The sequence below is a fragment of the Staphylococcus lutrae genome, from assembly GCF_002101335.1.
Classification (GTDB): Bacteria; Bacillota; Bacilli; order Staphylococcales; family Staphylococcaceae; genus Staphylococcus; species Staphylococcus lutrae.
On sequence record NZ_CP020773.1, the window covers coordinates 2,238,405 to 2,256,412 of the forward strand.

General features: G+C 38.3%; 14 protein-coding genes. All 14 read left to right on the forward strand.

All coding sequences use genetic code 11. From position 1 onward, the window contains the following. Nucleotides 1-7: 7 nt before the first annotated feature. Nucleotides 8-1,417 (forward strand): ATP-dependent protease ATPase subunit HslU, encoded by a 1,410-nt coding sequence (gene hslU / locus B5P37_RS10420; protein ID WP_085238148.1) that lies wholly within the window; start codon nucleotides 8-10, stop codon nucleotides 1,415-1,417. Between the two features lie 19 nt (nucleotides 1,418-1,436). Further along, nucleotides 1,437-2,210 carry a GTP-sensing pleiotropic transcriptional regulator CodY gene (gene codY, locus B5P37_RS10425; protein ID WP_085238149.1) on the forward strand — a complete coding sequence of 258 codons (774 nt, stop codon included), beginning with the start codon at nucleotides 1,437-1,439 and terminating at the stop codon, nucleotides 2,208-2,210. 167 nt (nucleotides 2,211-2,377) lie between these two features. Next, the gene (gene rpsB, locus B5P37_RS10430) at nucleotides 2,378-3,175 is read left to right on the forward strand and encodes a 30S ribosomal protein S2 (protein WP_085238150.1); all 798 of its coding nucleotides are present in this window, start codon (nucleotides 2,378-2,380) and stop codon (nucleotides 3,173-3,175) included. A gap of 86 nt (nucleotides 3,176-3,261) precedes the next feature. Then, complete coding sequence (gene tsf / locus B5P37_RS10435; protein WP_085238151.1) at nucleotides 3,262-4,140, forward strand: translation elongation factor Ts; 879 nt, start codon at nucleotides 3,262-3,264, stop codon at nucleotides 4,138-4,140. A 150-nt stretch (nucleotides 4,141-4,290) separates the two neighbouring features. Then, a complete protein-coding gene (gene pyrH, locus B5P37_RS10440) occupies nucleotides 4,291-5,013 on the forward strand; it encodes a UMP kinase (RefSeq protein WP_085238152.1) in 723 nt (240 codons plus the stop codon). Between the two features lie 17 nt (nucleotides 5,014-5,030). Then, a complete protein-coding gene (frr, locus tag B5P37_RS10445) occupies nucleotides 5,031-5,585 on the forward strand; it encodes a ribosome recycling factor (RefSeq protein ID WP_085238153.1) in 555 nt (184 codons plus the stop codon). A gap of 241 nt (nucleotides 5,586-5,826) precedes the next feature. Continuing rightward, entirely contained in the window at nucleotides 5,827-6,588 is a 762-nt protein-coding gene (locus B5P37_RS10450; RefSeq protein ID WP_085238154.1) for an undecaprenyl pyrophosphate synthase, read from the forward strand. A 14-nt stretch (nucleotides 6,589-6,602) separates the two neighbouring features. Then, nucleotides 6,603-7,385, forward strand: coding sequence for a phosphatidate cytidylyltransferase (locus tag B5P37_RS10455; protein WP_085238155.1), 783 nt, complete (start codon nucleotides 6,603-6,605; stop codon nucleotides 7,383-7,385). 16 nt (nucleotides 7,386-7,401) lie between these two features. Beyond that, nucleotides 7,402-8,532, forward strand: coding sequence for a 1-deoxy-D-xylulose-5-phosphate reductoisomerase (dxr, locus tag B5P37_RS10460; protein ID WP_085238156.1), 1,131 nt, complete (start codon nucleotides 7,402-7,404; stop codon nucleotides 8,530-8,532). Between the two features lie 6 nt (nucleotides 8,533-8,538). Beyond that, the gene (rseP, locus tag B5P37_RS10465; protein ID WP_085238157.1) at nucleotides 8,539-9,819 is read left to right on the forward strand and encodes an RIP metalloprotease RseP; all 1,281 of its coding nucleotides are present in this window, start codon (nucleotides 8,539-8,541) and stop codon (nucleotides 9,817-9,819) included. 24 nt (nucleotides 9,820-9,843) lie between these two features. Continuing rightward, nucleotides 9,844-11,550 (forward strand): proline--tRNA ligase, encoded by a 1,707-nt coding sequence (locus B5P37_RS10470; protein ID WP_085238158.1) that lies wholly within the window; start codon nucleotides 9,844-9,846, stop codon nucleotides 11,548-11,550. Nucleotides 11,551-11,969: 419 nt separating this feature from the next. Next, nucleotides 11,970-16,226, forward strand: a complete 4,257-nt coding sequence (locus tag B5P37_RS10475) for a PolC-type DNA polymerase III (RefSeq protein WP_425319125.1) — start codon at nucleotides 11,970-11,972, stop codon at nucleotides 16,224-16,226. 124 nt (nucleotides 16,227-16,350) lie between these two features. Beyond that, complete coding sequence (gene rimP, locus B5P37_RS10480) at nucleotides 16,351-16,818, forward strand: ribosome maturation factor RimP (RefSeq protein ID WP_085238160.1); 468 nt, start codon at nucleotides 16,351-16,353, stop codon at nucleotides 16,816-16,818. 20 nt (nucleotides 16,819-16,838) lie between these two features. Further along, nucleotides 16,839-17,996 carry a transcription termination factor NusA gene (gene nusA, locus B5P37_RS10485; RefSeq protein WP_085238161.1) on the forward strand — a complete coding sequence of 386 codons (1,158 nt, stop codon included), beginning with the start codon at nucleotides 16,839-16,841 and terminating at the stop codon, nucleotides 17,994-17,996. Nucleotides 17,997-18,008 lie beyond the last annotated feature (12 nt).

Sequence of the window (18,008 nt, forward strand, 5' to 3'; positions counted from 1 at the left end):
ATCGAGCATGGAGAGTAATGCAATTAAATTCACACCAAAAGATATCGTATCAAAACTTAATGAATACATTGTCGGACAAGAGGATGCTAAGAAGAAAGTAGCTATTGCGTTGAGAAATAGATATCGTCGGAGTCTCCTTGATGACGAAATTAAACAAGAGATTGCTCCGAAAAATATTTTAATGATTGGTCCCACAGGTGTAGGGAAAACTGAAATTGCCAGACGTATGGCGAAAATTGTGGGTGCCCCATTTTTAAAAGTAGAAGCAACAAAATTTACTGAAGTGGGGTACGTCGGACGAGATGTTGAAAGTATGGTCCGGGATCTCGTTGATGTCGCAGTTCGTTTAGTTATCGATCAGAAAAAAGCAGCAGTTGTTGATGCGGCAACGGAAAAAGCAAATGATAAGTTAGTGAAATTGCTCGTGCCGAGTTTAAAGAAAAAGGCGAATCAAAATTCAAGCAATCCATTGGAATCATTATTTGGAGGGGCTATCCCAAATTTTGGTCAGCAGCAAGATGAAGAGGAGGAAGAACCACCAACAGAAGAGATTAAAACGAAACGATCAGACATTCGTGTGCAATTACTCAGAGGCCGACTTGAAGACGAAAAAGTCAGAGTGAAAGTTGCACAAGATCCTGGTGCGTTGGGGATGCTTGGCGTGAACCAAAACGAGCAAATGCAAGAAATGATGAATCAACTTATGCCAAAGAAAAAAGTGGAAAAAGAAGTGCCGGTAAAAACAGCACGTAAAATATTGATTGATCAATTTGCTGAAGAAATGATCGATCACGAAACAGCGAACCAAGAAGCACTAGACATCGCTGAACAAATGGGAATCATTTTTATTGATGAAATTGATAAAATTGCAACCTCACACCAAAACGGTGGACAAGATGTATCGAGACAGGGGGTACAACGTGATATTCTCCCTATTCTTGAGGGTAGCGTTGTGAGAACAAAATATGGTACTGTTAGTACGGAACATATGCTATTTATCGGGGCAGGTGCATTTCATGTTTCGAAGCCAAGCGATTTAATTCCAGAGCTTCAAGGACGTTTTCCAATTCGGGTAGAATTACAAGACCTGTCAGTAGACGATTTTGTACGTATTTTGAAAGAACCTAAATTGTCCTTAATCAAACAATATGAAATGTTGTTACAAACCGAAACTGTTACGGTAAATTTCACAGATGAAGCGATTTATCGTCTTGCTGAAATGGCATATCACGTCAATCAAGAAACGGATAATATCGGGGCGCGCCGTTTGCATACGATTTTAGAAAAAATGTTAGAAGATTTATCTTTTGAAGCGCCAAACATGCCGCATGCACAAGTGGATATTACCCCTCAGTATGTAGATGATAAATTAAAAACAATTTCGACAAACAAAGATTTAAGCGAATTTATTTTATAAGAAAAAAAGGAGATATGACATGAGCTTATTATCGAAAACTAGAGAATTGAGCAGTTTGTTACAAAAACATAAAGGGATCTCAGTTGATTTCAAAGATGTTGCCCAAACGATAAGTAAAGTCACTGTAACGAATGTATTCATTGTTTCTCGTCGTGGTAAAATATTGGGATCTTGTTTAAATGAATTACTTAAAAACGAACGAATTATTAAGATGTTAGAGGATCGCCATATTCCTGAAGCTTACACTGAAAAGTTAATGCACGTATATGAAACATTATCTAATATCTCGATTGATGATGACTTATCAGTATTTCCACCTGAAAATGAAGATGTATTTAAAAACTCAAAAACAACTGTATTTCCAATTATTGGAGGCGGCGAACGCTTAGGAACACTTGTTTTAGGTCGAGTGGCTGATGAGTTTGAAGATAATGATTTGATTCTTGGTGAATATGCTGCAACGGTAATTGGAATGGAAATCTTGCGTGAAAAACATTCCGAAATTGAATCAGAAGCACGTGATAAAGCAGCCATTTCAATGGCAATTAATTCATTGTCATACTCTGAAAAAGAAGCGATCGATCATATTTTTGAGGAGCTTGGTGGCAAAGAAGGTTTATTAATTGCTTCTAAAGTGGCTGACCGTGTCGGCATTACGCGTTCTGTGATTGTCAATGCATTGAGAAAATTAGAAAGTGCGGGTGTCATTGAGTCGCGTTCTTTAGGAATGAAAGGGACGTTTATTAAAGTGAAGAAAGCCGCATTTTTAGATGAGTTATCGCGTTCAGAATAAATGAATTCATATATTGCAATTTGCCGCATATTGTGCTATATTAATATGCGGCTGAAAAAGTCAAAACTCACATGTATCACCGAAGTATAAAAGGGTGCGATAAGAATGGTTATCGTTTTTATATGAGTGTGCATGGCGGATGTAAACCAATAGGAGGAATTTAAATTATGGCAGTTATTTCAATGAAGCAATTATTAGAAGCGGGTGTTCACTTCGGTCATCAAACACGCCGTTGGAACCCAAAAATGAAAAAGTACATTTTCACTGAAAGAAACGGTATTTATATTATCGACTTACAAAAAACAGTGAAAAAAGTGGAAGAAGCTTATCATTTCATCAAACAAGTTTCTGAAGAAGGCGGTAAAGTTTTATTCGTTGGTACGAAAAAACAAGCACAAGAATCTGTTAAAGCAGAAGCAGAACGTGCAGGCCACTTCTACGTTAACCAAAGATGGTTAGGTGGAATTTTAACAAACTATAAAACAATCTCTAAACGTGTTCAACGTATTTCTGAAATTGAAAAAATGGAAGAAGATGGTACGTTTGACGTACTTCCTAAAAAAGAAGTCATAGAGCTTAAAAAAGAATATAACCGTTTAATCAAATTCTTAGGCGGTATTCGTGAAATGAAATCAATGCCACAAGCATTATTCGTAGTTGATCCACGTAAAGAGCGTAATGCCATTGCAGAAGCGCGTAAATTAAACATCCCTATCGTTGGTATTGTTGACACAAACTGCGATCCAGATGAAATTGACTATGTTATTCCAGCGAATGACGACGCGATTCGTGCGGTTAAGTTGTTAACTGGTAAGATGGCAGACGCAATCTTAGAAGGTCAACAAGGTGTATCAAATGAAGAAGTGGCTGCTGAACAAGACATCGATTTAACTGAAGATGAAACAGCAGAAAATGTATCAACTGAAGCGACAGAAAACACTGAAGCAACTGTTGAATCTAACTAAGACGCATCTTGAAATGGGTGATAAGATAAATATGCTTATCACCTTTTTTTAAAATAAATATTCGATTTTAATTGGAGGAATCATGAATGGCAATTTCAGCTAAACTTGTTAAAGAATTACGTGAAAAAACTGGCGCAGGAATGATGGATTGTAAAAAAGCGTTAGAAGCGACAGATGGAGACATCGATAAAGCAATTGACTACCTTCGTGAAAAAGGGATTGCAAAAGCTGCGAAAAAAGCAGACCGTATTGCTGCAGAAGGTATTACACATGTTGAAGTAAAAGGTAATGAAGCAGTTATCGTAGAAATCAACTCTGAGACGGACTTCGTTGCACGTAACGAAGGTTTCCAAGAACTTGTAAAAGAAATTGCTAACCAAATTCTTGAAACTAAAGTAAGTACAGTTGATGAATTAAATGAAACAACATTACCAAATGGTAAAAAAGTTTCTGAACATATGACAGAAGCGATTTCAACAATCGGTGAAAAATTAAGCTTACGTCGCTTTGAAATGAGAACTAAAACGGATAATGATGCGTTTGGTGCTTATTTACACATGGGTGGCCGTATCGGTGTACTTTCAGTTGTTGAAGGAACAACAGATGAAGAAGCAGCGAAAGATGTTGCAATGCATATTGCAGCAATCAACCCTAAATATGTGTCTTCAGATCAAGTGAGTGAAGATGAGCTTAACCACGAAAGAGAAGTATTAAAACAACAAGCATTAAATGAGGGTAAACCAGAAAATATCGTTGAAAAAATGGTAGAAGGTCGTTTGCGTAAATATTTACAAGAAATTTGTGCAGTTAACCAAAACTTCGTTAAGAACCCAGATCAAACAGTTGAAGCTTTCCTTAAATCTAAAGGTGGACAACTTGTTGACTTCGTTCGTTACGAAGTGGGTGAAGGCATTGAAAAACGCCAAGAAAACTTCGCTGATGAAGTTAAAGGACAAATGAAATAATTAGCACGGTTTTGTATAAGAAAGAAGACACCTTTCGTGTCCTCCTTTGCATGACTTCAATGCATGATTGAAGCCGTGTGCAAGGAAGATACTTATTGTGTCTTCTTTACTTGTATTGTTTTACATAATACGAATAGAGAGGTTAGAATAATGACTGAAACTTCAAAATATAAGCGAGTTGTTTTGAAACTGAGTGGAGAAGCATTAGCAGGCGATAAAGGCTTTGGGATTAATCCAATCATTATTAAAAGTATTGCGCAACAAGTTGCTGAAGTTGCGAAAATGGATACTGAAATTGCTGTTATCGTCGGTGGAGGAAACATTTGGCGAGGCAAAACGGGAAGTGATCTCGGGATGGATCGCGGAACTGCGGATTATATGGGGATGCTCGCAACGGTAATGAATGCCTTGGCCTTACAAGATAGTCTTGAGCAATTGGACTGTGATACGCGTGTATTAACATCTATCGAAATGAAGCAAGTTGCAGAACCGTATATTCGACGTCGCGCCATTCGTCATTTAGAGAAAAATCGCGTTGTTATTTTTGCAGCAGGTATCGGAAACCCTTATTTCTCTACAGACACCACTGCTGCTTTACGTGCAGCTGAGGTTGAGGCAGATGTAATCTTAATGGGTAAAAACAATGTGGATGGTGTTTATTCAGCAGATCCTAAAGTTGATCCGAATGCGATAAAATATGACCGTTTAACCTATCTCCAACTCTTACAAGAAGGATTACAAGTAATGGATTCGACAGCCTCTTCATTCTGTATGGACAACAATATCCCGTTAAAAGTCTTCTCGATAATGGAAGAGGGTAACATTAAACGTGCTGTTCAAGGTGAAGATATCGGTACAATTATTACAAAATAATATAGAGGTGCAGAACAATGAAAGAAATTATTCAAGATGCAAAAAATCGTATGAAAAAATCAGCAGAAAATTTATCTCGTGAATTGGCTCAAATTAATGCTGGACGTGCAAATTCAAATTTATTAGCAGGTGTAGAAGTCGATTATTATGGTGCGCCAACACCTGTTCAGCAATTGGCAAGCATCAATGTGCCAGAAGCACGCTTGCTTGTCGTATCACCGTATGATAAATCATCAATCAGTGATATTGAGAAAGCCATTTTCGCAGCGAACCTAGGTGTCAATCCAACGAGTGATGGTGAAGTGATTCGCATTATGGTGCCTGCATTAACTGAGGAACGCCGTAAGGAACTTGTTAAAGAAGTGAAAAAAACAGGTGAAAATGCTAAAGTGTCTGTTCGTAACATTCGACGTGACGCCAACGATACATTGAAGAAACAAGAAAAAGAAGGCAACATTTCTGAAGATGAGTTACGTAATGGTGCAGACGAAGTGCAAAAAATTACGGATGAATCTATTAAGGAGATCGATCAAATCGTGGCCGATAAAGAAAAGGATATTATGTCAGTCTAATCAATACGGTCATCATGTTCGTTGTAATGTTTGATAATAGTGTGATGAGTGAACGCAGTCCAATTTCATAGGTAGACTGTAGTGACATTAATCTATTATACCGCTGTACCGAGTACGACTTTGGTACAGTTTTTTTCTTTGTTTATTCAATGCAGTAATTGAGTATGTTAAAATGGTAGATAATTGTACGCTTATGAGATTATAATATTTTAAGAGACGAAATAGGCTCGGAGGAACGCGCATGTTTAAGAAATTCAAGAAAAATAATGACACTCAAAACCATGTTGATGACATTGATTTACATCGTATACCTGAACATATTGCGATTATTATGGATGGCAATGGTCGTTGGGCTAAACAACGTAAAATGCCAAGAATTAAAGGGCACTACCAAGGCATGCAAACGATTAAAACCATTACACGTGCAGCGAGTGAGTTGGGGGTTAAATATTTAACACTCTACGCTTTTTCCACAGAAAATTGGTCACGACCCGACGATGAAGTGAACTATATTATGGGATTGCCTGTTAATTTTTTGAATTCATTTCTACCAGAACTCATTGAAAAAAATGTGAAAGTCGAAACGATTGGGTTCATCAACGATTTACCTGCAAAAACGATCCAAGCCATTGAAGAAGCAAAAACGAAAACATCTACCAATGATGGATTAACTTTAATATTTGCAATAAATTATGGAGGACGGGCAGAAATTGTACATGGTGTACAAAGGTTGATGAAAGAGATGCGTACGGCTACTGAACAAGACATCGACGCGATTACTGAGGAATGTTTTCAAAAGTATTTAATGACGCATGATTATCCTGATCCAGATTTACTGATTCGTACTTCCGGGGAACAACGCATTAGTAATTTTCTGATTTGGCAGTTGTCGTATAGTGAGTTTATTTTTAATGCGAAAATGTGGCCAGATTTCGACGAGGCTGAATTAAAAGCATGTATTAAAATTTATCAATCGCGACAAAGAAGATTTGGAGGATTGTAGATAGGAGCAGAGGGATGAAGGTTAGAACAATCACAACGATAGTGGCATTAATTGTTTTTTTACCGATATTACTTATTGGTGGCGCAACGTGGATGTATTTTACATTTCTACTCGCTTTAATTGCTTTAAAAGAGCTATTAAATATGAATCGAATTCAATTTTTGTCAATACCCGGACTCATTAGCGCACTTGCTTTAATGATTATCATGCTTCCTCAGGGATTTGGAGATTGGGTGGCTATCTTACAGCAAAAATCTTTAATTGCGTTGAGTTTTATTATATTAAGTTATACAGTGATGTCAAAAAACAGATTTAGTTTTATGGACTCTGCTTTTTGTTTGATGTCTGTCGCTTACGTTGGAATCGGGTTTATGTATTTTTATGAAACACGAGAAGCAGGTTTGCATTTTATTTTATTTGGCTTGCTGATTGTATGGTTAACAGACACGGGGGCGTATATTTTTGGACGTCTTTTTGGCAAACATAAATTATGGCCGGTCATCAGTCCGAACAAAACGATTGAAGGCTTTATTGGGGGATTGATTTGCAGTCTAATCGTCCCTCTCGTTTTTATGATGTTCATCGATTTTGACTATTCAATGGGTTGGCTATTACTGATTACGCTTATACTCAGTGTATTTGGTCAATTAGGGGACTTGGTAGAGTCAGGGTTTAAACGCCATTTTGGTGTCAAAGATTCAGGACGACTGTTACCGGGGCATGGTGGTATTTTAGACCGCTTCGATAGTTTTATGTTCGTCTTACCTTTAATGAATATTTTCTTAATTCAAATGTAAAGAGAAGTGAAAATAAATGAAAAACATCGCAATATTAGGTGCTTCAGGTTCTATTGGACAACAAGCCATTGATGTCATTGAACGCCATCCAGAATCATTTAATTTAATTGCTTTCACGGTAGGTAAAAATATTGATTTTGCAAAAGAAGTCATTCGTAAATTTAACCCTGAAATTGTTGCTGTTCAAAATGAAAGTGATGTTGAATCATTAACAGCGTACCATCCCAATATTGTGAGTGGTCACGCAGGGTTAATCGAGGTTGCAACATATGGCAACAGTGATTTAGTACTTAATGCTTTGATCGGAAGTGTTGGCCTGGAACCGACTATGAAAGCGATTGAAGCAGGTAAAGATATTGCATTAGCCAATAAAGAGACCTTAGTTGTTGCGGGGGAACTGGTGATGGCACATGCGCGCCAATACGGGGTTCATATTTTACCAGTTGATTCTGAACATGCTGCCATTTTCCAATGTTTAAATGGTGAAGCGTTACACAAAGTTAAAAACGTTGTTATCACAGCGAGTGGTGGCTCATTTCGTGATTTGACACGAGAACAATTAGCAACAGTGACGGTGGAAGATGCCTTAAATCATCCAAATTGGTCTATGGGGGATAAAATAACTATTGATTCCGCGACAATGATGAATAAAGGATTTGAAGTGATTGAAGCCAAATGGTTGTTTGATTTAGAGATTGATCAAATACAAACGGTTTTACATAAAGAGAGCATTATTCATTCAATGGTTGAATTTATTGATACAAGTGTGATGGCACAATTGGGCACACCTGATATGCGGATGCCAATCCAATATGCATTTACGTATCCGGACCGTATCGAACATCGAGCGCCTTCGCTCAACCTTGCAGAAGTGGCACAATTGAATTTCAAACCAATGGACTTTGAGCGCTATCGTTGTTTAAAATATGCATATGAAGCGTTGAGAATTGGGGGGACAATGCCGGTGGTGCTTAACGCGGTTAATGAAGTTGCAGTCGCTAAGTTTTTAAATCATGAAATCGCTTTTTTAGACATTGAGCGAATGATAGAACGAGAAATGTCGGCACATCGCGCGATTCAAAATCCAACGCTAGAACAAATTTTAGAATTAGATTCCTATTATAAATCAAAAGAATATGAGGTGTAAGATACTGTGTTAATCACACTTATTGCATTTATTATCGTCTTTGGTGTCCTCGTATTTGTACATGAGTTTGGTCATATGTATTTTGCGAAACGCGCAGGTATTATGTGTCCAGAGTTTGCGATCGGTATGGGACCCAAAATCTTTAGCTTCCGTAAAAACGAAACGCTTTATACGATTCGATTGTTGCCCGTAGGCGGTTATGTTCGTATGGCTGGTGATGGAATGGAAGAAAGCCCCGTGCAACCGGGGATGCATGTTCGAATTAAAGTGAATGACGCCGGTGAAGTGACACATATTATTTTAGATGATCAACATAAATTCCAACAAATTGAAGCTTTAGAAGTTAAGAAAGTCGATTTAACTGAAGGATTGTACATTGAAGGTGTGGCAGCTGATGATCATGAACGGCATCACTTTAACATTGCTGAAAAAGCTTATTTCGTGCAACATGGTAGTTTAATTCAAATTGCACCACGTCATCGTCAATTTACGCATAAAAAACCTTACCAAAAGTTTTTAACATTATTTGCAGGCCCATTATTTAATTTCTTATTAGCATTCGCATTATTAATTGGTTTGGCTTACTATGAAGGCGCGCCTGTTCCGAAAATTGACCAAGTGGCTGACAATTCACCAGCAGCAAAAATTGGCTTACAACATGGGGATATCATTAAAGCAATCGACGGACATGAAATCAATCGTTTTGCAGATGTCAAAAAACGGCTAAGTGAAACGAATGGTGCGTCGACATCGATTAAAATTGAACGAGACGGAAAAGTCATTAACAAAACTTTTTCACCCAAAAAAGTAGAAATACAAACAACAAAAACGAAAAAAGAGACAGACTTTCAACTTGGATTTATTCCTATGAAGGAGCGTTCAATTTTTGAACCGTTGATATTCGGTATTGAAGAAACCGTACGTTTCGGAAAAGTCATTTTTGTTGCTGTCATTAGTATGATTGGTAGTATTTTTACAGGTTCATTCAGTTTTGATATGCTCAATGGCCCGGTCGGTATTTATAAAAATGTTGATACCGTCGTACAAACAGGGATTATCAATTTAATCAGATGGACGGCGATTCTTAGTGTGAACTTAGGGATTATGAATTTATTGCCAATTCCTGCACTAGATGGTGGACGTATTTTATTCGTCATTTACGAAGCCATTTTTAGAAAACCTGCAAATAAAAAAGCCGAGACGATCATTATTGCTGCGGGTGCAATCTTCGTACTTATCATTATGGTTTTAGTGACTTGGAATGATATTCAACGTTATTTCTTATAATAAGAATGGGAGGTACAATCAAGAATGAAACAATCAAAAATGTTTATTCCAACTTTAAGAGAAACGCCCGCAGAAGCTGAGGCAACAAGCCATCAGCTCTTGCTAAAAGCGGGTTTAATTAAGCAAAATGCTGCAGGGGTATACAGTTATTTACCGATTGCAACACGCGTCATCAATAAAATTGCAGCGATTATAAGGGAGGAGATGGAGCGAATCAATGCGGTAGAGGTCGTCATGCCTGTATTGCAACAAGCAGAGCTTTGGAAAGAGTCCGGCCGTTGGGATGCGTATGGACAAGAATTGATGCGTCTACATGATAGACATCAACGTGAATTCGCGTTAGGTCCAACGCATGAAGAGGTCGTCACTGCACTTGTTCGTGATGAATTACGATCATATAAACAACTCCCTTTAACATTGTTCCAAATTCAAACTAAGTTTCGTGATGAAAAAAGACCTCGTTTTGGTTTGTTACGTGGACGTGAATTTATGATGAAAGATGCCTATTCATTCCATACAGATGAGGCATCGTTAATGGAAACGTATCAAGATATGTATAGTGCATATCAAGCGATTTTTGCACGTGTTGGTTTAAATGTGAGACCTGTACTTGCAGATTCAGGTGCCATTGGTGGGAATCACACGCATGAATTCCAAGCACTCAGTAAAATTGGTGAAGATACGATTGTGTATAGTGAACAAAGTGACTATGCCGCAAATATTGAAAAAGCAGATGTCACATATTACGAGACGCCTTCAACAGATGAAGCGCATCAACCATTAGAAAAAATAGAGACACCGAATATTAAAACGGTCAAAGCACTCGCTGAATATTTAGGGAAGTCAGTAGAAGAGATCATTAAAACAATGGTCTTTAAAGTCAATGGCGAGTTGATCCTCTTATTAATGCGTGGGCATCATGAAGTGAATGAAGTTAAATTGAAGTATTATTTTAAAACTGATGACGTTTCAATGGCGAGTGATGAAGAGATCCGCAATTTATTAGGCGCGTATCCGGGTTCATTAGGTCCAATTACAAATAGAGAGGTAAAAATTTATGCAGATCAGTTTGTAAAGTCAGTTTGTAATATGACAATTGGTGCGAATGAAGATGGTTACCATTTTATTAATGCGAATGTTGGACGTGACTTTAATATTGATGAATATGGCGATTTCCGGTTTATCCTAGAAGGTGAACCACTTGCTGATGGTTCAGGACCGGCGAAATTTGCAGAAGGTATAGAAGTTGGACAAGTTTTTGTACTTGGCGAAAAGTATTCTGAGTCGATGCATGCCACAGTACTCAATCAACAGGGACGTGAACAAAATTTATTGATGGGATGTTACGGTATCGGTGTGTCCAGAACATTGAGTGCAATTATCGAGCAACATCATGACGATAACGGCATCATTTGGCCAAAATCAGTGACACCATTTGATGTGCATCTCATTACTGTGAATCATAAAAAAGAGGCGCAACGAGATTGTGCAGATCAAATTAATCAAACATTAACGTCACGCTATGATGTGTTATATGATGACCGAAATGAACGTGCGGGTGTCAAATTTAATGATGCAGATTTAATTGGTATACCTGTCCGTATTGTGGTTGGAAAAAATGCAGAAGAAGGAATAGTGGAAGTCAAACGACGTGACAATGGTGAAAGTGAAGATGTGCATGTCGATGCATTGATTTCTCATCTTGAAAGATTAAATGAACAAATTAAATAACAAGTCGCGATGAATTTGTTATAATACGATTAATCGTTGAACATGATGAATGGACTGGGATAGAATGTCTGAAACTGAATCAAGGGCTCGGGCAACCTGACTTTCATCACATTAAAAAGCCGAGAGAGAATCTTGGCTTTTTATATGGAGGACAGAGAATAGGGTGTTGTCGCAAAGCAGTGGTTGAGTAGAGCGAGCTTTAATCAGAATGACAAAAGAACGAGACAGATTTGCAAGCTTTCGACATAACAAGCACGGCCCAATGTCCGAGTCTCTTATCCCAAAAGCAATTGAAGTGGCGTACTTTTATGTTTGCGCCTTAACATCAACCAAGGACACACGGTAATACAAATAAGGTGGTTAGAAATGTGACATTACAGAAGCAGGAAAAATTTAAGATTCTTCTTCAACAGATCAATATGATAGACCATTTTGAACAGGACTTTGTTGAACAGGGGTGTTTGACACGTGTAGATGTATCAGAAAAATCGCGAAAATGGACGTTTCATATTCAATTGCCACGATTATTGAAGTATGAAGACTATGCTGTTTTTACACATGCTATGCAAGAAACATTCCAACATATTGCACAAGTGGATTGGAAAATTACAGTGAGTGATGTGTCGCATCAAGACGAACATTTGTTGAAGTATATCGGAGATTGTATTGATCAGACCCGTTTGTCTTCTAAAGTGAAAGGTCAATTAAAACAAAAGCGTATTGTGATGTCGGGTGACGTGGTGAAAATACTCGTACAAAACGATATTGAAGGCAGTCACTTCCATAAAGTCTGCAACGGTAGTTTAGTGCAGGCCATGCAACGTTGCGGTTTTAATGTACAAAAGGTCATTTTTGAAACAGATGAAGGGCGACATGATGATGACTTAGCCTCTTTAGAAGCACATATTCAGGAAGAGGATGAACAAAGTGCACGTGAGGCGACAGCTAAAATTGAAAAAATGAAAGAACAACGCACGCAACAACAAGACGGAATCACTGTTGAACGTTGTCAAATCGGCAAACCCATTCAGATTGAGCAGGTACGCCCTATTGAATCAATTATTGAAGAAGAGTTTAAAGTGGCGATTGAAGGTGTTATTTTCGATATCAACTTAAAAGAGTTGAAAAGTGGTCGTCACATCGTTGAACTTAAAGTTACAGACTATACTGATTCGCTCGTACTAAAAATGTTTACGCGTAAAAATAAAGACGATTTAGAGCATTTTAAATCGTTAAAAGAAGGTACATGGATTCGTGCACAAGGTCGAATTGAAGAAGACATGTTCATTCGCGATTTAGTGATGATGATGACGGATATAGAAGCAATCAAAAAAACACCTAAAATGGATAAGGCGAAAGAAAAGCGTGTTGAATTCCACCTACATACAACGATGAGTCAAATGGATGGCGTCACGCATATCGGTGATTATGTGGCTCAAGCGGCACAATGGGGGCATGAAGCCATCGCAGTTACAGACCATAATGTTGTACAAGCATATCCTGACGCGCATGCCGCTGCTGAGAAGCACGGGATTAAAATGATTTATGGTATGGAAGGTATGCTTGTCGATGACGGTGTCCCTATTGCATATCATCCGACTGATGTAGCATTACAAGATGCAACATATGTCGTCTTCGATGTTGAAACGACGGGGTTATCGAACCAATACGACAAAATTATCGAATTAGCGGCCGTTAAATTAAAAAATGGTGAAATTATAGACAAATTCGAACGTTTTAGTAATCCACATGAGAAGTTAACGGAGACGATAAAAAATTTAACGCATATTTCTGATGATATGTTAAAAGATGCACCTGAGATTGAGACCGTGTTAACGGAATTTAAAGCATGGGTTGGAGATGCGATTTTTGTCGCACATAATGCGTCATTTGATATGGGTTTTATTGATACAGGCTATGAAAGATTAGGTTTTGGTCCATCCACAAACGGCGTCATTGACACGCTTGAACTCTCTCGTACGATTAATACGAGCTATGGCAAGCATGGTTTAAGCTTTTTAGCTAAAAAATATGGCGTCGAGTTAACGCAACATCACCGTGCGATTTATGATACTGAAACAACAGCATATATTTTTATGAAAATGTTAGCGCAATTAAAAGCATTAGATGTCCACAATCATCAAGAGATTAATCAAAAATTATCGAACGAAGATGCATACAAAAGAGCGCGTCCACAACACGTGACAATTATTGTTCAAAATCAAACGGGCTTGAAAAATTTATTCAAAATTGTCAGTGCATCACTCGTGAAATACTACTATCGTACACCTAGAATTCCGAGATCTGTATTAGATGCACATCGAGAAGGTTTACTGATAGGGACGGCGTGTGATGAAGGAGAAGTCTTCACAGCGGTTATGCAACGGGATCAGTCAGAAGTTGAACGCATTGCCAAATATTATGACTATATTGAAATTCAACCGCCGGCCTTATACCAAGACTTACTTGACCGGGAGTTAATTCGTGATCATGCCACATTACTCGAGATTTATGAACGGATTTTAAAAGTAGGTGAAACGAATCAAATCCCTGTGATTGCTACGGGAAATGCACATTATTTACATGAGCATGACGGCATTGCTCGACGTATTTTAATTGCATCTCAACCGGGGAATCCACTGAATCGTTCGACACTCCCTGAAGCACATTTTAGAACGACAGATGAAATGTTAGATGCGTTCCATTTTTTAGGTGAGGCACGCGCGCATCAAATCGTTGTTGAAAATACACGCGCATTAGCAGATCGTATTGATCAAGTTGTTCCAATCAAAGATAAGCTTTATACACCAAATATGGACGGCGCAAATGAAGAAATCCGTGAAATGAGTTATCGAAATGCGAAACAATTGTACGGTGAGGATTTACCACAAATTGTTATCGATCGGTTAGAAAAAGAATTAGAAAGTATTATCGGCAATGGATTTGCTGTTATTTACTTAATTTCACAACGGTTGGTTAAAAAATCACTGGAAGATGGTTATCTTGTTGGTTCTCGAGGATCAGTCGGTTCGAGCTTTGTTGCGACAATGACCGAGATTACAGAAGTGAACCCGCTACCGCCACATTATATTTGTCCAAAATGTAAAAAAAGCGAATTTTTTAATGATGGATCAGTCGGTTCTGGTTTTGATTTGCCTGACAAAGTGTGTGAATGTGGTACAGAAATGATTAAAGAAGGGCAGGACATTCCGTTTGAAACGTTTCTTGGCTTTAAAGGGGATAAAGTGCCAGATATTGATTTAAACTTTAGTGGTGAGTATCAACCTCAAGCACACAATTATACAAAAGTATTATTTGGTGAAGATTATGTTTACCGTGCGGGTACGATTGGTACGGTTGCTGAAAAAACAGCATTTGGTTTTGTTAAAGGGTATTTAAATGATCAAGGCATTCATAAACGAGGCGCCGAAGTGGATCGTCTAGTGAAAGGATGTACAGGCGTTAAGCGTACCACTGGACAGCATCCTGGAGGCATTATCGTTGTACCGGATTATATGGATATCTTTGATTTCACACCGATTCAATACCCGGCTGATGCTCAAAATTCAAGTTGGATGACGACACATTTTGATTTCCATTCGATTCATGACAATGTATTAAAACTGGACATTCTCGGACACGATGATCCTACAATGATCCGGATGCTACAAGATTTATCTGGCATCGATCCTAAAACAATCCCTGTGGATGACAAAAAGACAATGGGGATATTTAGTTCGCCCGAAGCATTAGGTGTGACAGAAGAGGAAATTATGTCAAAAACAGGTACATTTGGTGTCCCTGAGTTTGGTACGGGGTTTGTTCGACAAATGTTAGAAGATACAAAACCAACGACTTTTTCAGAGCTCGTTCAAATTTCAGGTCTATCACACGGAACGGATGTATGGTTGGGTAATGCGCAAGAACTGGTTCGTAATGGTATTTGTACACTATCCAGTTGTATCGGTTGTCGTGATGATATTATGGTGTATTTAATGTACGCTGGTTTAGAGCCATCTGTTGCATTTAAAATTATGGAAGCGGTTCGTAAAGGTAAAGGACTTACTGAAGAATTTGAAGCGGTCATGAAAGAAAACAATGTACCGGATTGGTATATGGATTCTTGTAAAAAAATTAAATATATGTTCCCAAAAGCACATGCCGCGGCATATGTGTTAATGGCAGTTCGTATTGCGTATTTTAAAGTGCATCATCCGCTCTATTATTACGCGAGTTATTTCACAGTGAGAGCCTCAGACTTTGATTTAATGACCATGGTTAAAGATAAAGAAAGTATCCGAGCTACAGTGAAAGACATGTATGCTCGACACATGGATTTAGGAAAGAAAGAAAAAGATGTCTTGACTGTGTTAGAAATTATGAATGAAATGGCGCATCGAGGTTATCGTATGCAACCTGTTCATTTAGAAAAGAGTCAAGCCTATGAATTTATTATAGAAGGCGATACATTAATCCCTCCATTTGTAGCAGTGCCAGGGCTGGGTGAGAACGTAGCAAAACGTATTGTAGAAGCACGTGAAGAAGGTCCATTCTTATCTAAAGAAGATTTAAATAAAAAGGCGGGCGTCTCTCAAAAAATCATTGAATATCTTGATGATTTAGGCTCGTTACCGCATATGCCAGATAAAGCGCAACTGTCTATTTTTGATATGTAGAGATTAATTTGTCCGCAAGGTAAATCTATGATATAATAGGATTGCTTATAAAATGAGACTCAAGTAGGAAGAGTGGGTATGACCCGCTCTTTTCTGTTTGTTTGTCAGTCATAAGGGGGCTCGTATGAGTAAAGTAACAGAGCAAGTTGAAACATTAATACAACCTGTCCTTAACGAACTTCACTTTGAATTAGTTGATGTTGAGTTTGCCAAAGAGGGGCGCGAACACTATTTACGCGTTGCCATAGACAAACCAGGTGGCGTAGATTTAAACGATTGCGCACTTGCATCAGAACGAATTAGCGAAGTGATGGATGAACATGACCCAATCCCACAAGCTTATTATTTAGATGTGTCATCGCCGGGTGCAGAACGTCCAATTAAAAATGATAAAGATTTTCAAAATGCAGTAAATCATTCTATTTTTGTGTCGTTATACGCGCCTATTGAAGGTGACAAAGAATGGTTAGGGCATTTAAAAGAAGTATCTGATGAAGCGATAACTATGGAAGTTAAAGTTAAATCAAAGACGAAAAACATCACGATTCCACGTGATAAAATCGCAAAAGCACGTCATGCAGTCATGCTTTAATGATGTGAGGAGGAAAATGAGTGGAAAGTAATGAATTATTATTAGCAACGGAATATTTAGAGAAAGAGAAAAAAATTCCAAGAGACGTATTAGTAGATGCAATTGAAGCCGCATTAATTACAGCATATAAGAAGAATTATGACAGTGCACGTAATGTACGTGTTGAATTGAATTTAGACAGTGGTTCTTTCCGAGTGATTTCACGTAAAGAAGTCGTTGAAGAAGTATTTGACCACCGAGAAGAAATTGATTTGTCGACGGCATTAGTTAAAAATCCTGCTTATGAAATAGGGGATATTTACGAAGAAGACGTGACACCAAAAGATTTTGGTCGTGTTGGTGCACAAGCAGCAAAACAAGCGGTGATGCAGCGTTTACGTGACGCTGAACGTGAAATCTTATATAAAGAATTCATTGATAAAGAAGAAGATATTATGACTGGTGTGATTGACCGAGTGGATCACCGCTATGTTTACGTTAACTTAGGGCGTACGGAAGCCGTATTATCAGAAGCAGAACGTAGTCCGAATGAGACATACGTGCCGAATGCAAGAATTAAAGTTTATGTAAATAAGGTTGAACAAACGACGAAAGGTCCACAAATTTTCGTTTCTCGTAGCCACCCAGGATTGCTCAAACGACTTTTTGAACAAGAAGTGCCTGAAATTTTTGAAGGGACAGTCGAAGTGAAAACAGTCGCGCGTGAAGCAGGCGATCGTTCTAAAATTAGTGTGTATTCAGACAATCCGGATATCGATGCAGTAGGGGCTTGTGTCGGCGCGAAAGGTGCACGTGTTGAAGCCGTTGTTGCAGAACTAGGTGGAGAAAAAATTGATATTGTTCAATGGAGTGACGATCCGACTGTTTTTGTACGCAATGCTTTAAGTCCATCACAAGTGATTGATGTGATTGTGAATGAAGAAACACAGTCTACAACGGTTATCGTTCCAGACTATCAATTGTCTCTTGCAATTGGTAAACGTGGTCAAAATGCACGTCTAGCGGCAAAACTTACAGGATGGAAAATTGATATTAAATCAGAGACTGATGCGAAAGCGTTGGGTATTGGTGAAGAGACGGACGTGAATACAGAGCGTGTACAAGAAGCTGATACAGCAATACAAGATGAAGACATTCTGGCTGAAGAACCATTAAACTTAGAGGATGAAAGTAAATAGAACGAGGAGGGA

Bases quoted from the DNA above. Each gene is read 5' to 3' on its own strand.
- B5P37_RS10475 (WP_425319125.1), top strand. From the start codon at position 11,970: ATGATAGACCATTTTGAACAGGACTTTGTTGAACAGGGGTGTTTGACA.
- B5P37_RS10450 (WP_085238154.1), top strand. From the start codon at position 5,827: ATGTTTAAGAAATTCAAGAAAAATAATGACACTCAAAACCATGTTGAT.
- B5P37_RS10455 (WP_085238155.1), top strand. From the start codon at position 6,603: ATGAAGGTTAGAACAATCACAACGATAGTGGCATTAATTGTTTTTTTA.
- dxr (WP_085238156.1), top strand. From the start codon at position 7,402: ATGAAAAACATCGCAATATTAGGTGCTTCAGGTTCTATTGGACAACAA.
- hslU (WP_085238148.1), top strand. From the start codon at position 8: ATGGAGAGTAATGCAATTAAATTCACACCAAAAGATATCGTATCAAAA.
- frr (WP_085238153.1), top strand. From the start codon at position 5,031: ATGAAAGAAATTATTCAAGATGCAAAAAATCGTATGAAAAAATCAGCA.
- pyrH (WP_085238152.1), top strand. From the start codon at position 4,291: ATGACTGAAACTTCAAAATATAAGCGAGTTGTTTTGAAACTGAGTGGA.
- rpsB (WP_085238150.1), top strand. From the start codon at position 2,378: ATGGCAGTTATTTCAATGAAGCAATTATTAGAAGCGGGTGTTCACTTC.
- B5P37_RS10470 (WP_085238158.1), top strand. From the start codon at position 9,844: ATGAAACAATCAAAAATGTTTATTCCAACTTTAAGAGAAACGCCCGCA.
- rimP (WP_085238160.1), top strand. From the start codon at position 16,351: ATGAGTAAAGTAACAGAGCAAGTTGAAACATTAATACAACCTGTCCTT.
- tsf (WP_085238151.1), top strand. From the start codon at position 3,262: ATGGCAATTTCAGCTAAACTTGTTAAAGAATTACGTGAAAAAACTGGC.
- codY (WP_085238149.1), top strand. From the start codon at position 1,437: ATGAGCTTATTATCGAAAACTAGAGAATTGAGCAGTTTGTTACAAAAA.